Annotated in this window: 11 protein-coding genes and 1 pseudogene; 8 read left to right on the plus strand and 4 right to left on the minus strand. The window is 61.8% G+C overall.

All coding sequences use genetic code 11. The features are described 5' to 3' along the window. Nucleotides 1–93 precede the first annotated feature (93 nt). Nucleotides 94–537, minus strand: a complete 444-nt coding sequence (locus tag RCF49_RS04855; protein ID WP_342642914.1) for an SRPBCC family protein — start codon at nt 535–537, stop codon at nt 94–96. Between the two features lie 106 nt (nt 538–643). Continuing rightward, the gene (gene katG / locus RCF49_RS04860; protein ID WP_342644122.1) at nt 644–2,845 is read right to left on the minus strand and encodes a catalase/peroxidase HPI; all 2,202 of its coding nucleotides are present in this window, start codon (nt 2,843–2,845) and stop codon (nt 644–646) included. A 196-nt stretch (nt 2,846–3,041) separates the two neighbouring features. On the opposite strand from katG, the gene RCF49_RS04865 reads away from it, so the two are divergent. Next, on the plus strand, nt 3,042–3,578 hold the full coding sequence (locus RCF49_RS04865) for a hypothetical protein (RefSeq protein WP_342642915.1): 537 nt from the start codon (nt 3,042–3,044) through the stop codon (nt 3,576–3,578). 12 nt (nt 3,579–3,590) lie between these two features. Here the strand turns inward: RCF49_RS04865 and RCF49_RS04870 are convergent, their stop codons facing one another. After that, entirely contained in the window at nt 3,591–4,511 is a 921-nt protein-coding gene (locus RCF49_RS04870; RefSeq protein ID WP_342642916.1) for a LysR family transcriptional regulator, read from the minus strand. Between the two features lie 140 nt (nt 4,512–4,651). On the opposite strand from RCF49_RS04870, the gene RCF49_RS04875 reads away from it, so the two are divergent. The 6 genes from RCF49_RS04875 (at nt 4,652) to RCF49_RS04900 (ending at nt 10,675) form a co-directional block, all read left to right on the plus strand. Further along, nucleotides 4,652–5,794 carry an ABC transporter substrate-binding protein gene (locus RCF49_RS04875; protein WP_342642917.1) on the plus strand — a complete coding sequence of 381 codons (1,143 nt, stop codon included), beginning with the start codon at nt 4,652–4,654 and terminating at the stop codon, nt 5,792–5,794. Nucleotides 5,795–5,816: 22 nt separating this feature from the next. After that, nucleotides 5,817–6,698, plus strand: a complete 882-nt coding sequence (locus RCF49_RS04880; RefSeq protein ID WP_342642918.1) for an ABC transporter permease — start codon at nt 5,817–5,819, stop codon at nt 6,696–6,698. A gap of 1 nt (nt 6,699) precedes the next feature. Further along, a complete protein-coding gene (locus RCF49_RS04885) occupies nt 6,700–7,506 on the plus strand; it encodes an ABC transporter permease (protein ID WP_342642919.1) in 807 nt (268 codons plus the stop codon). Then, on the plus strand, nt 7,506–8,618 hold the full coding sequence (locus RCF49_RS04890) for an ABC transporter ATP-binding protein (protein WP_342642920.1): 1,113 nt from the start codon (nt 7,506–7,508) through the stop codon (nt 8,616–8,618). The genes RCF49_RS04885 and RCF49_RS04890 overlap by 1 nt, the downstream gene beginning before the upstream one ends. 216 nt (nt 8,619–8,834) lie before the next feature. Beyond that, complete coding sequence (locus RCF49_RS04895) at nt 8,835–10,010, plus strand: zinc-dependent alcohol dehydrogenase (RefSeq protein WP_342642921.1); 1,176 nt, start codon at nt 8,835–8,837, stop codon at nt 10,008–10,010. A 14-nt stretch (nt 10,011–10,024) separates the two neighbouring features. Further along, nucleotides 10,025–10,675: a hypothetical protein gene (locus tag RCF49_RS04900; protein ID WP_342642922.1), complete on the plus strand. Its 651-nt coding sequence runs from the start codon at nt 10,025–10,027 to the stop codon at nt 10,673–10,675. Nucleotides 10,676–10,714: 39 nt separating this feature from the next. On the opposite strand, the pseudogene queC reads toward RCF49_RS04900, so the two are convergent. After that, a pseudogene (queC, locus tag RCF49_RS04905) lies at nt 10,715–11,415 on the minus strand (7-cyano-7-deazaguanine synthase QueC). 219 nt (nt 11,416–11,634) lie between these two features. On the opposite strand from queC, the gene RCF49_RS04910 reads away from it, so the two are divergent. Continuing rightward, nucleotides 11,635–14,001 carry a xanthine dehydrogenase family protein molybdopterin-binding subunit gene (locus RCF49_RS04910; protein ID WP_342642923.1) on the plus strand — a complete coding sequence of 789 codons (2,367 nt, stop codon included), beginning with the start codon at nt 11,635–11,637 and terminating at the stop codon, nt 13,999–14,001. Nucleotides 14,002–14,027 lie beyond the last annotated feature (26 nt).

A 14,027-nucleotide genomic window follows, 5' to 3' on the forward strand; every position in this document is an offset into this window, starting at 1 on the left:
TTCACGGGTGCGGCTCCGGCTGAGCCGGACGAATAGGCGGGCCGGAGCCGTCGTGGAACACGACACGCGCCGCGCCCGCGCGATCCTGTTGTTTTATTGATTGATCTCGGGCTCGACGAGCCTTGCCAGATTTTGCAGCGATTCCTGCCAGCCGAGATAACAGGCCTCAGGCGGAATGACATCCGGCACACCGGCCTGTTCGATATCGAGCTCGGTGCCGACCGAGACCTTCTTCAGCCTCACCGTGATCTGCATCTCGCCGGGCAGGTTGGGATCATCAAACTTGTCCGTATAGCGCAAGCATTCGCCGGGGACGAGTTCGACATACTCACCGCCAAAGCTGTGGCTGATGCCGGTTGTGAAGTTCCGGAAAGACATCTTGAACCGACCGCCCGCTTTCGGTTCGAGGTAATGCACCGTGCAGGTAAAGCCATTGGGCGGAAGCCATTTGGCCAGCGCATCAGCCTCCAGGAAAGCGCGATAGACCTTCTCCGGGCTGGTCGCCAGAACGCGGTGCAAACGTATTGTGCTGGGCATATCCCCTCCCCTTATGAATGGAACGGCACCTTTCGGCGCTCATTGGCTGGGCCGCGCTCCAAATGCGTTTGAAGCGCAGCCCTCCTTCGTCCCACGACCTCCCGAACTACTGGATCGATCGGGCGAGGTCAAAGCGATCCGCGTTCATCACCTTCGTCCAGGCTGCGACGAAATCCTTGGCAAACTTCTCCTTCGAATCCGCACAGGCATAGACCTCCGCGAAGGCGCGCAGCTGCGAATGCGAGCCGAAGATCAGATCGACACGGGTGCCAGTCCACTTCAGCGCGTTGGTCTTCCGGTCGCGCCCTTCATAGACGCCCTCCTCACCGGAAGCGGGGCTCCACGTCGTGCTCATATCGAGCAGATTGACGAAGAAGTCATTGGTCAGCCGGCCGGGCGTCTCGGTGAACACGCCATGTTTGGAGCCGCCGGTATTGGCGCCAAGGACGCGCAGCCCACCGACCAGCACCGTCATTTCCGGACCGGTCAGGGTCAGCAGCTGCGCGCGGTCAACCAGCGCTTCTTCCGGCTTCATGAACTGCCGCTTGCTGCTGCTGATATAGTTGCGGAACCCATCTGCGCGCGGCTCCAGCGGCGCGAAGGACTCAACATCGGTCTGCTCCTGCGAGGCATCCATGCGTCCCGGCGCGAAAGGCACCGATATGCTGAGCCCGGCATCCTTCGCCGCTTTCTCGACCGCCGCATTGCCCGCGAGCACGATGAGATCGGCGAGCGACACCTTCTTCCTGCCCGGCTGGGCGGCGTTGAACTCCTTCTGGATCGCCTCGAGCTTTTGCAGCACGATTTTGAGCTGCGCCGGCTCGTTCACCTCCCAGTCCTTCTGCGGCGCCAGGCGGATGCGCGCACCATTGGCACCACCGCGTTTATCGGAGCGGCGGAACGTCGATGCCGATGCCCAGGCCGTTGAGACGAGCTGCGGCACAGAGAGACCGGTGGCAAGAATTTTCGCCTTGAGGGCCGCGACGTCCTGGTCGTCGATCAACACATGATCGACCTCCGGGATCGGATCCTGCCAGATCAGAACCTCCTGCGGGACAAGCGGGCCAAGATAGCGTACCCGCGGCCCCATATCGCGATGCGTGAGCTTGAACCAGGCGCGGGCGAACGCATCCGCAAACTGATCCGGGTTCTCATAGAAGCGCCGCGAGATTTTTTCGTAGGCCGGATCGAACCGCAATGAGAGATCCGTGGTCAGCATGGTCGGCACACGCTTCTTCGACGGATCGAACGGGTCCGGAATTGACGGCTCGGCGCCTTTTGCCTGCCATTGCCAGGCTCCAGCCGGGCTCTTCGTCAGCTCCCACTCGTATTTGAACAGGTTCTCGAAGAAGTAGTTGCTCCACCGAACCGGCGTCTGCGACCAGATTACCTCCGGGCCGCCGGTTATGGCATCGGCGCCCCAGCCGGTGCCGTGTTTGCTCTTCCAGCCAAGGCCTTGGTCCTCGAGGGCGCCCATTTCCGGCTCCGGCCCCACCAGCGAGGGATCGCCCGCACCATGGGTCTTGCCGAAGGTGTGGCCGCCGGCGATCAGGGCGACGGTCTCCTCGTCGTTCATCGCCATGCGGAAGAATGTCTCGCGGATGTCCCTGGCTGCTGCAACCGGATCGGGCTTGCCGTTCGGCCCTTCCGGATTGACATAGATGAGGCCCATCTGCACGGCGCCCAGCGGCTCGGAGAGCTGGCGTTCGCCGCTGTAGCGTTCATCGCCCAGCCATGTTCCCTCAGGCCCCCAATAAAGCTCTTCGGGCTCCCACACATCCGCGCGGCCACCGGCGAAACCGAAGGTTTTGAAGCCCATCGATTCCAGCGCCACGTTCCCCGCCAGGATCATCAGATCGGCCCAGGAGAGTTTGCGGCCATATTTCTGCTTGATCGGCCACAGGAGCCGACGCGCCTTGTCGAGATTGGCATTGTCCGGCCAGCTGTTGAGCGGTGCAAATCGCTGCTGCCCGGCCCCTGCCCCGCCCCGACCGTCGGTAATGCGGTAGGTGCCTGCGCTATGCCAGGCCATCCGGATCATCAATCCACCATAGTGACCGAAATCAGCCGGCCACCAATCCTGCGAGTCTGTCATCAAGGCATGGAGGTCCTTGATCACGGCATCGAGATCGAGGGTCAGAAACTCCTTGGCATAGTCGAAATCCTTCCCCATCGGATCGCTCAAATTTGAGTTCCGATGCAGCATCTCGATGTCCAGCGCTTCCGGCCACCAATCGCGGTTCCGGCGTCCACGGGCTCCGCCTGTGAACGGGCACTTGCCCGCGCTCTCATCCGTCTTTGCGTCCATCATTCCCTCGTCTGGCGGGTTTGCAGCTATTCTAAGAACAGTTTTACGAAGCCGACCCGGGCAGGTAAAGCAGGCATGTTGGTCGCAGGGATGAGAAGGGACCCAGCGCTCCTCCTTGCTCTCCGCAGCCTCATCGGGAACCGCGTCTCGCTGATGCTCGTTGGCGAGAATGCGGAGCCTGGGAGGATGCTGACCAATGCTGTGGATGCGCGCTGCATGCCGATTTGCCCGAGTTGTCTGCTTGGCGCTGGCGAGCCTCTCGATTGCTATGGTGGTCACGGCCGATGCAAGTTCCACATGGCGCCGCCATGTGGACAATCGCTTGGGCCTGAGCGTGGATTTGCCGGCCAAGGGATTCGTCGCCGCCGATCCAGCCCCCGGAAATGAGGGCATTCGCCTGGTCGCCTCTGACGGTTCGGGCGAGATTTCGGTCTATAGCGTGCCGCTCTCGTCCATGAGTTTTTCTGCATTCCGCCGGCAACTCATCGAAGGTGCTCGCGACTACGGCGCTCGGATCACCTATACCGCGGGCGGCGATAATTGGTTTGTCTTCTCAGGGTTATGGAAAGACCAGATCGTCTACTACAAGGTCCTGCTGAAACAGGTCTGCGGCACACCCACGGCCCATCAGTTTCATCTGCGCTATCCGCGCAATCAGAAGCGGTCTTACGATCCGGTGATCGCGCGCATGGACGACACTCTGCGCAGCAGTCCTCAGCCTGTCTGCAGATGAGGCTCTTCAAGCTTAGGATACCAGCATCTTCTGGTTGGCCTTGTGCGCACTCTTCAGGTCCTTTGAGAACTGTGAGATGATTCGGCTTTGCTTCTCGCTGTTTCGTCTTATGTTGTAGAAGAGATTGTCATAGAAATACTGCTGCGTCTTGATCGGCCTCATATCCCCCCTCGCCTCCCAATGTTGCGCGTAATGCTCTGGAAGGAAGCCGATGAAGCGGCCCGACAGGATGAGGATCGCCGCGCTCTCCATATTGTGGACCATGGTGACGCCGCGAAGCACCTCCTTATAGCCGGGCTCGTCTGGCAATGGGCAGACATGGCTTGCATATTTCTCCGACGCGATCTGATCGGTCGACCAGCCATGCGGCGCAAGCTCGAACAGAGGATGCAGCCGCGAGCAGTACAGATACTGCCGTTCCGTGAACAGGAGATCGTAGTCGAGCACCCCGAGATTGCTGAGCCGGGGACCAACCCCGACATCAAGCATTCCATCCGAGACCTGGCGCTCGAGATCGCGCGGTGAAACCACCTCGACGGTCACTGTCACCTCGTGGTCTCGACGGTCGAACAGATGGATCGCCCGATGCACCGCTGCGCGCGGATTGTTCACGATATTATCGACGATCCCAATCCGGAGCTTGCCGACCAGGATATCGCGCAAGCCGGCGAGTTCGGAATTGGCAGCACTCACTGCACCCGTGAGCCGCCGCGCGATTTCATAGACCTTGAGCCCCTCCTCGGTCAGGCGGAAACCGCCGCGCCCGCGATCACAGAGCTTGACGCCCAGCCGCTTCTCGAGCGTCGCCATGTGGGAGCTGATGGTCGAGAGGCCAACATTCAGGCTGGTCTGAGCGGCGGCGAGACCACGATTCTCGACCACAGTCAGAAATACCTGCATCAGGCGGAGGTCGAGATCGGTAATGCTCGTCACGGAACTGTTCGACAGCGATTGAACTGTAATTCGCGACTTCGATATTTGTCGAAGGTAATCGTTCGTGCAAGCTTCTGATTACGGAGTGAGTGGAATCAACATGTCCGCTTAGCTCATAATAAAAAAGGGGAGTTGGATCGATGAAACTTCGCAACTTCACGAATCGCGTGACGACGCGCCGCCAGCTGCTCCAGGCAGCGGCCGTCACAACCGGTGCAGCCCTGGTCTCGCAAATGCCCTTCAGGGCGGCCGAGGCTCAGAGCGATGAAAAGGTGCTGACCTGGCTCACCTATCCCGGCCATGGAGCACCTGAGGTCGTTGGCCCCTTCGAGGAGAAATACGGCGTCAAGATCGTTGCGAAGGAATATAGTGGCGGCGAAAGACTGCTCGCCCTCATCCATGGCTCGCCCCCCGGCACCTTCGACGTGGTGCTCAGCGACGAGGCCTATGTGAACGAGCTCAAGCAGGCCGACTTCATCGAGCCCATGAATCCCGCCGACTATCCGATCAGTGATTTCTGGCCGGAATTCCAGAAATTCCCACTGCACTGGATCGATGATCAGCTTTACACCGTGATGACCAGCTGGGGCATCAATGGTTTGGCCTATAATGCCGATCAGCTGACCGCGGATGATGCAAGCTCCTACGCCATCATGTGGGACCAGAAGATCAAGGGCAAGGTCGGCATGCGCGACTGGTACCTGCCCTGCATGGGCTGCATCAGCGCCTATCTCGGCAACAAGAAACCCTATGATCTGAACGATGAGCAGTTCGAGAAGCTGAAGGAGACCATCTTCTCGCTCAAACCCCAGGTGGCGGGCTTTTGGGATTTTGCGGCAATCTTTGATTCCTTCGCCAATGGCGGGGCGATGGTCGTTCCCGGCACCGGTGAATGGATGGTCGGCCTGCTGCAGCGCGATGGGCACAATATTCGGGCATCCGTGCCCAAGGAAGGCGCCATCATCTGGACCGAGAGCGCCTCGATCGTGAAGGGCACCAAGAAGCAGGAGCTCGCTAAGGAGTTCATCCGCTATCTCGTGAGCCCCGAAGGGCAACGCCGCCTGATGCTGAAATCCTCCTACATGGCCTCAGGGCCGAGCAAGCCCGCCTGGGAGCTTCTGAACAAGGAGAACCTGAAGGAGGCAAAGATGATCAATATGGATCTCAATGCCCCGAACCTGCTCGATGATTATCGGGCCGGGCGCATCTTGCTTCGCGAGCTGCCCACGCATCAGTCCAGTGAGGATTGGCAGGACGTCTGGACCGAATTCCAGAGCCTCTGACCGCATCGACTGGACGCTTCATATGAGCTGGAATGGCAAAAGCACGCCCGGCACGAAGAGAGGGTGGCGCTTCCCGGGCTTTGCTGTCTTCTGGGGATCGCCGCTCGCCCTGTGGCAGATCATCTTCTTTCTGGCCCCGCTGCTGTTCCTGATCGCGCTAAGCTTCTGGACCGTTCGCAGCTACCGATTGACCCCCGACCTCACCCTGGCCAACTGGACCCGGATCCTCAACACGGGGTTCTTCTGGGACGGCTACTTGCGGTCGCTGTGGTATGCCGCGATCGCCTCGGTCGTTGCCTCCATACTCGCCTTCCCGCTGGCCTATACCCTGGCCTTCAAAGTCTCGCCGCGGACGCGATTGCTCGGAGCCTGCCTGCTCATCACCCCCTTCTTCACATCCTACCTGGTTCGTGCTTATACCTGGCGCACGATGCTCGGCACCAACGGCGTTGTAAACCACATCCTCGGCGGCATTGGCATTGGGCCGATCGAGATGGTCGATACCCCTTTCGCGACCCAGATTGGCTTTCTCACCTTGGTCTTTCCTCTGGTTGCCTTGCTCCAGCTCCTGAGCCTCGCATTCGTTGATCGCCGTCTGATCGAAGCGGCCCACAATCTTGGCGCGGGCCGCTTGCGAACCGTCTTCGCCGTGATCATTCCATCCGCCAAGGTCGGCTTGGTCCTCGGTGCAGCCTTTGCCTTCGTCTTGGCCTTCGGTGACTTCGTCAGCCCCCAATTGCTTGGCGGCTCGAACCCGCCGACCGTGAGCCTGTTGGTGATCGACCAGGTGCGCGCCGGATCCCATTGGCCACGCGCCTCCGTGATTGCCCTGATCATGATCGCCACATTGCTGGTGGTCGTCTCCGCCGCCATGTCCATCGCCTATCGCCGCGCTGGGAAGTGACATGGACCGACTGATCTCGACAATACTCCGCCTCTATGTCATCGCCATCCTGGCACTGGTCTTCGCGCCCATCGTGGTGAGCTTCATCTTCTCCTTCAGCGCTGACCGCTTCCCGACCCTCCCGCCTTCCGCCTATAGCCTGCAATGGTACGAGGCCGTATGGGCCGATGTCGAAGTGGCGGCTGCGGCGCGGCGCACCCTTCTATCCGGCCTGGCGGTCTCGATCCTGTCCACCCTGATCGGCTTCGGTGCAGCCTATACGGACTATCGCTACGACTTCTTCGGCAAGCGCCTCTATTTGGCGCTGGGCTTTATGCCTCCGCTGGTGCCGATCCTGATCCTGGGCCTCGCCATGCTCTTCTTTCTGGCCCAGCTCGGCTTGTCGGGCGGGCTCCACTCCGTCATCATCGCTCACACCGTCCTCTGCATTCCCTTCGCCACCGCCGTCATCAGATTGCGCCTGTCGCAGATGGACCCGGCGCTAGAGTCCGCCGCCTGGAACCTCGGCGCCAACCAATGGCAGGCCCTGTGGCACCTGATCCTGCCCTTCTGCCTGCCCGCCATCCTGGCGGCCCTGTTTGTGACGGCCGCCGTGTCCTTCGATGAGTTCGCCATCGCCTGGTTCGTGTCTGGGCTTGAGGAGACGCTGCCCGTCCGCGTCCTGAACTTCGTGCAGGGACAGGCAAGCCCCCGCATCAACGCGATTGGCAGCTTCACCTTCACCCTATCGATCGTGCTCGTCGTGGTGGCTCAGCTCCTGTTGATTAGGAACAGGACGACGGGCCCCTCGAGCAAGGAGCGCAAGTGATGACCGACCCCAGCGATGCCCGTGGATCCACGAGCCTCGTCCGCTTCATAGACGTGACCAAGCGCTACGGTGATTTTACCGCGGTCGACAATCTCTCCCTCGACATCCAGCAAGGAACCTTCGTCGCCATCATGGGGCCGAGCGGATGCGGCAAGACCACGACCCTTCGCATGCTGGCCGGGCTTGAGACGCCGACCTCCGGCGAGATCGAATTCAACGGCGAACGGATCACTGACCTGAAGCCGTGGCAACGCAACATGCCGCTCGTCTGGCAGAACCTGGCGCTGTTTCCCTTTCTCGACGTGATGAGCAATGTGACCTTCGGGCTCAAGATGGCGGGTATGCCTTCGGCCGAGCGCAGGGCCCGCGCGCGCACCTGGCTGGAACGCCTCGGCATTGGTCAGCTTGCCCAAAGCCAGGTGGCGAAGATCTCCGGCGGCCAGGCACAGCGCGTCGCGCTGGCGCGCGCGCTCGTGATGGAGCCCAAGATGCTGCTCCTCGACGAGCCGCTCTCGGCGCTCGATGCCCACCTCGTCGTACGGATGCAGGCTGAGCTCACCAAGCTCCAGCGCGAGCTCGGCATCACCTTTCTCTATGTCACGCACAGCCAGTCCGAAGCCTTCGCCATGGCCGACCGTGTCGTCATTATGGACCAAGGCCGCATCCAGCAGAACGGCACCCCGCGCGAGGTCTTCCGCGCTCCCGCCAATCGGTTTGTTGCCGAATTCGTCGGCACCAACAACATTCTTTCCGGCACGTTGCGCTCCGTCGTCGGTGATCAATCACTGGTCGAGACCGCCGTCGGCCTCCTGCCCGCGCATGCGCCCTCTCAGCCATTACCGCCCGGCAGACCGGTCGACCTCGTGATCAGCGCCGATCTCGTCCAGCTCTCACTGCAGCCCAGCGAAACGTTCCCCGCCCTCCCGGTCGACCTGATCAGCGAGCAATTCGTTGGCACGATGGTCACCCTGTTCCTGGATATGGGCGGTGACAAGACCCTGCGCGTCCAAACCCATCAGCAGGCGGCAGAAGCCCTGCTCGCAGATGGCCATTCGCGCTTCTATGCCTCCTGGCGCCCCTCTGACGCTTTGCTTCTGACGGCCGGCAGCTAACGCCGGGTTCTCATCGAACCAACCTCTGCTCGACATTAAGGGAACTGCCCGCCCCCTTGCCCATTGAACAGGATGCGGGCGGCCTCGATGCTTGTCTGTTCCTCTCTCGCGCGTGTCCGGTTGAGAGCTGACCTTTCGAGAATCATCGCCCGAACATTGCACCCTCGGTCGGTTCGCCACCGGGCAATAGTGTTCTCAAACGATCGGGAGACCCGCATGCGCGCATTGGTATGGCACGGCAAAGAGGATGTGAGATGCGATACCGTCACCGATCCTGGGATCGAGCATCCACGCGATGCCATCATCCGCGTCACGAGCTGCGCGATCTGCGGGTCAGACCTGCACCTGTTCCATAACATCATCCCGGCCATGATGCCCGGCGACATCATGGGCCATGAGATGATGGGCGAGGTCGTCGAGGTGGGCTCCGGCCTCAATGGCAGCCTGAAGAAAGGCGACCGGATCGTCGTCCCATTCACCATCATTTGCGGCGAATGCGATCAGTGCAAGCGCGGCAACTATTCCGTCTGCGAGCGCACAAACAGGAACAGGCACCTGGCCGAGAAAGTCTTCGGGCACGCCACCGCCGGCCTGTTCGGCTATACGCACCTGACCGGCGGCTATCCCGGCGGCCAGGCGGAATATCTGCGCGTGCCCTTTGCCGATGCCACTCACATCAAGGTGCCCGATAGCCTCACCGATGAGCAGGCGCTCTTCCTGGGCGACATCTTCCCCACCGGCTGGCAGGCCGCGGTGAACTGCGAAATCGAGCCGACGGATACCGTTGCCATTTGGGGCTGCGGCCCGGTTGGCCAAATGGCCATACGCAGCGCCATCCTGCTTGGCGCAAGGCAGGTTGTCGCCATCGACCGCCTGCCGGAACGCCTGTCCATGGCAGCGGCAGGCGGCGCGATCCCCATCAATTTCGAGGAGGAAAGCGTCATCGAGCGGCTAAATGAGCTGACCGATGGCAAGGGGCCAGAAAAATGCATCGATGCCATCGGCACCGAGAGCCATGTCTCGATCAGCCAACCCGATACGCTTTATGACCGGGCCAAGCAGATGCTGGTCATGGAGAATGACCGTCCGCATGTACTGCGCGAGATGATCTATGTCTGCCGGCCCGCCGGCATCATTTCGATCGCCGGCGTTTACACGGGCTTCATCGACAAGATGCCCATGGGCCAGGCCATGAACAAGAGCCTCACCTTCCGCATGGGCCAGACCCATGTGAACCGATGGACGGATGACCTGCTGCGCCGCATCGAGGAAGGCCAGATCGATCCATCCTTTGTGATCACCCACACGGTCGGCCTCGCAGACGGGCCGGAAATGTACAAGGTTTTCCGCGACAAGCAGGACAGCTGCGTCAAGGTCGTGTTGAAGCCGTGAGCGGAGGCATCGCGATGACTTACCTCTCCAACTTCGCCCGTCCTGAGGGTGATCCACGGGTCCTGCAATCTGGCCCCAGTTCCTTGAGCCCGACCGATCGCCTGGCCCGGCAACTCGGCTGGTTCAGCATCGGACTTGGGCTGACCCAGCTCTTCGCCGCCCGCCGCATCACCCGAGCCCTCGGCATGGAGGGCAAAGAAAGCCTTATGCGAGCCTGCGGTACGCGCGAAATCGCAAGCGGCGTGCTCTGCCTTTCGCTCGACAAGCAGGTCGGCCTCTGGAGCCGGGTTGCCGGTGATGCGGTTGACATCGCAACCCTTGCCCGCGAGCAGCGCCAGGACAATCCCAAGCGCGATAATGTGAACCTCGCCTTGGCGATGGTGATTGGCATAACCGCGCTCGATGTCATCTGTGCCCAGCGGACGAGCCGGCTGCATTGCCGCAGCCCGAGACAATGGCGCGATTACAGTGGTCGCAGCGGGTTCCCGCAGGGGATCAGCGCGGCGCAAGGTCAGGCGCGGGACCAGCTTGGCACGACCAAGTCTCAGAGCCCGGTGACCAGCCTCTCTTCACCCGCAGGCGAGCAAGGCTCCGGCTTGAACGAAGCGGCCTCACCCGAGACAGGCAACATTCGCGACAGCGGTATGCGGGCCGGTGCACAATGAGCGGATCTCTCATACGCTGCTTGTAAGCCAGTCCCACCGTCAGGCGCCTGACCGCTCTTTGATCGCCACGCGCCAGAAATCCGGGTCGTCATAGCTGGTGGGATCCTCGATCCCTGCCAGATGAAAGGCCTCGCGGCGCTCCACACACGTGCCGCAGCGCCCGCAATGCTGTGCGCCGCCCTTATAGCAGGACCATGTCTCCGCAAAAGGCGTCCCGAAACGCGCGCCCTCACGTACGATGTCGACCTTCTGCGGTGAACGAAGGGCGTAAACAGGCGCACGTCGGCATAGCCGTCGAGCGCCGTCCGCTGCATAGCCTCGAAGGCTTCAGTGAAAGCCGGACGGCAATCCGGATAGATGAAATGATCGCCCCCATGCACGGCCGTTGCTACGGCATTGTCCCCGCGGGCTGCCGCAATCCCGAAGGCGATGGCCAGCATGATCGCGTTCCGGTTCGGCACCACCGTCACGCGCATGGTCTCCTCCGCATAATGCCCATCGGGCACCGCAATGTCCTCCGTCAGCGCCGAACCGGTAAGCACCCGTCCGACCGCACGAACATCGATAAGCTCGTGCGGAACACCGAGCCGCATCGCACAGCGGGCGGCAAATTCCAGCTCTTTCGCATGCCGCTGGCCGTAATCGAAGGAGACCAGCCGGGTGAGTTCCTGTTCGCCCGCCACCATATGGGCAAGCGCAACCGAATCCAGTCCGCCGGAGCAGACAACGAGCGTTCTCATGAAGCAAAGGCCCTTGTTTTGGTGATCCGGGTAGGCTGCGACCGGAATTCCTCCGCTTACCTCCGATCATGCAGGCCGGCAAGCCTGCTTGCCCCGCCGCCGGCTCTGTGCATCAATCTGGACCTTGCCCACGGGCCAGGGTGTTCTTCCCTGGGCATGATCGGGCATCCATCAGTCGCAGGTGAACAGGGTCGAAGGACTCGGGGGTGAGGGGTTCGCATGGATAGAGGAGATCACGGGTACGACAGCAACCATCGAACCATTACGGCATCCGATGATCCACGCTCGCTCAGGCGTCTCGAGGATGAGCGGTTTCTCACGGGCAAGGGCCGCTATGTCGATGATGAGCCAGCGACGGGCCAGTACTTTGCGAGCGTCCTGCGGTCACCGCATGCCCATGCGCGGATCCTGTCGATCGATACCGAGGCGGCCCTCGCCGTTCCTGGAGTGATGGGGGTCTATACGGCCGCCGACCTTCTCGCCGACGGGATCGGCCCCCTTCCCTGTTTTATGAATCTCGGGGCCGATGCTCCCCTGATCGTGCCCGAGCGTTATCCGCTCGCCCGTGAGCGGGTGCGCCATGTCGGTGATCCCGTTGCCTTCATTGTCGCCGAAACGCGCGAGGCCGCGCGAGAGGCCCTCGATCATGTCGAGGTTGACTACGACATCCTCCCCGCCGTGGTTGATCCTCGCCAGGCCCGTGATCTGCAAGCCCCTCAGATCTGGGACGAGGCACCTGGCAATCTCGCCTTTCATTTCAGGCGGGGCGATTTCACCAAGACCGAAGCAGCACTCGCGTCCGCGGCGCATGTGATCGACCTCGAGCTCGTCAATAATCGCATTGCCGCCGCCGCCCTGGAACCGCGCGTTGCGATTGGCCACTGGGATGCCGCGAATGGGCGCTATCGGCTCGTGCTCAGCGGCGCCTCCGTCCATGCGATCCGCCGGGACCTTGCCGATAGTGTCTTCCGCATTCCTCATGACCGCATCGATGTGATCTGCCCCGATGTGGGCGGCGGCTTCGGCATGAAGAATGTTGCCTATCCGGAATATGTGCTGGTGCTCTGGGCGGCGAAAAAGCTCGGACGTCCCGTGCGCTGGGTGGCCGAGCGGGTCGACGAATTCACCAGCGGCGTCCATGGCCGCGACAATGTCACCAAAGCAAAGCTTGCGCTTGATGCGCAAGCAAGGATCTTGGGACTTTGGGTTGAGACCACGGCCAATCTTGGCGCCTATCTCTCCTCAGGCGGCCCCGGCAGCTCGACCATGGCGCCAACCCCGGCCATGGGCGGCCTCTATGCCGTACCGGCAATTGCCATGGAGGTGCACGGCGTCTTCACGAACACCGCCCCCATTGACGCCTATCGCGGTGCCGGTAAGCCCGAGGCCAATTACATCATCGAGCGCATCATCGATGTGGCCGCCCACCGCTTAGGTCTCGATCCGGCCGAGCTTCGCCGCCGCAATTTCATCCGCGAATTCCCCTATCGCAACGCCACCGGCGCCCTGATCGACTGCGGTGCTTTCACAGACAATCTGGAGCGTGCGCTTGAAGCTGCCGACAAGGCAGGCTTTGCCGCCCGCAAAGCCCAATCCGCAGCCAAGGGCAAATTGCGGGGGCTCGGCCTCGCCTGCTTCCTTGAGACCGCCCGCGGCCAGCCCAATGAGGAGGGCTGGATCCGTTTCGCAACCGATGGCTTGATCGAGCTCGCGGTCGGCACCCAGTCCAACGGGCAAGGCCACGAGACGAGCTTCGTGCAGCTCATTGCCGGGCGCTTGGGCCTGCCCCTCGAAGCCTTCCGTTTCGTCCAGGGCGATACCCGCGTCATCCCGCGCGGCGGTGGCCATGGAGGAGCGCGCTCGCTGCATCTCGGCGGCACTGCCCTGGTGCTTGCCGCCGATGATCTTCTCCACAAGGCGCATCCGATCGCGGCCCGCCTGCTTCAGGCCAATCCGGAGGACATCTCTTACCAAAGCGGAGCATTCATCTGTGCACCCGCTCCAGGCAGCCCTGAGCGCAGCATCGATCTACCCGCGATCGCGCGCGCCCTTGCCCAGTCGGGCGAGGAGCCGCTTCACGGCTATGGCCAGAATATCTGCGATGCCGTCACCTTCCCCAATGGCTGCCATGTGGCCGAGGTGGAGGTTGATCCTGAGACCGGGGAAGTCTCTCTTCAAAGCTACATCGCGGTTGATGACTATGGCCGGCTCGTGAACCCCCTGCTCACCGAGGGCCAGGTCCATGGCGGCCTCGCCCAGGGGATCGGTCAGGCCCTCATGGAGGAATCGGTTTACGATCCCGAATCGGGCCAGCTGATCAGCGCCACCTTCACCGACTACGCCATGCCTCGCGGCGCCGATCTTCCTGATCTCCACATCCGCTTCGTGGAGATCCCGACAGCGGCCAATCCCATCGGCGCAAAAGGATCGGGCCAGGCTGGCGCCATCGCCGCCCCGCAAACCATCATCAATGCCATTGTCGATGCCCTCCGGGCATTCGGCATCGATCACATCGACATGCCAGCCACGCCGCAGCGCGTGTGGCGCGCCATAGAGCAGGCGAAAACCCGGCACGGCGCTGCTTGATCTCGCTCAGCCAGGGTGCCACTAAG

Origin of the sequence: Rhodoligotrophos sp. CJ14, from assembly GCF_038811545.1 — a bacterium.
In the GTDB taxonomy this organism is placed as follows: Bacteria; Pseudomonadota; Alphaproteobacteria; order Rhizobiales; family Im1; genus Rhodoligotrophos; species Rhodoligotrophos ferricapiens.

Bases quoted from the DNA above. Each gene is read 5' to 3' on its own strand.
- RCF49_RS04855 (WP_342642914.1), bottom strand. From the start codon at position 537: ATGCCCAGCACAATACGTTTGCACCGCGTTCTGGCGACCAGCCCGGAG.
- katG (WP_342644122.1), bottom strand. From the start codon at position 2,845: ATGGACGCAAAGACGGATGAGAGCGCGGGCAAGTGCCCGTTCACAGGC.
- RCF49_RS04865 (WP_342642915.1), top strand. From the start codon at position 3,042: ATGCTGTGGATGCGCGCTGCATGCCGATTTGCCCGAGTTGTCTGCTTG.
- RCF49_RS04875 (WP_342642917.1), top strand. From the start codon at position 4,652: ATGAAACTTCGCAACTTCACGAATCGCGTGACGACGCGCCGCCAGCTG.
- RCF49_RS04880 (WP_342642918.1), top strand. From the start codon at position 5,817: ATGAGCTGGAATGGCAAAAGCACGCCCGGCACGAAGAGAGGGTGGCGC.
- RCF49_RS04885 (WP_342642919.1), top strand. From the start codon at position 6,700: ATGGACCGACTGATCTCGACAATACTCCGCCTCTATGTCATCGCCATC.
- RCF49_RS04890 (WP_342642920.1), top strand. From the start codon at position 7,506: ATGACCGACCCCAGCGATGCCCGTGGATCCACGAGCCTCGTCCGCTTC.
- RCF49_RS04895 (WP_342642921.1), top strand. From the start codon at position 8,835: ATGCGCGCATTGGTATGGCACGGCAAAGAGGATGTGAGATGCGATACC.
- RCF49_RS04900 (WP_342642922.1), top strand. From the start codon at position 10,025: ATGACTTACCTCTCCAACTTCGCCCGTCCTGAGGGTGATCCACGGGTC.
- RCF49_RS04910 (WP_342642923.1), top strand. From the start codon at position 11,635: ATGGATAGAGGAGATCACGGGTACGACAGCAACCATCGAACCATTACG.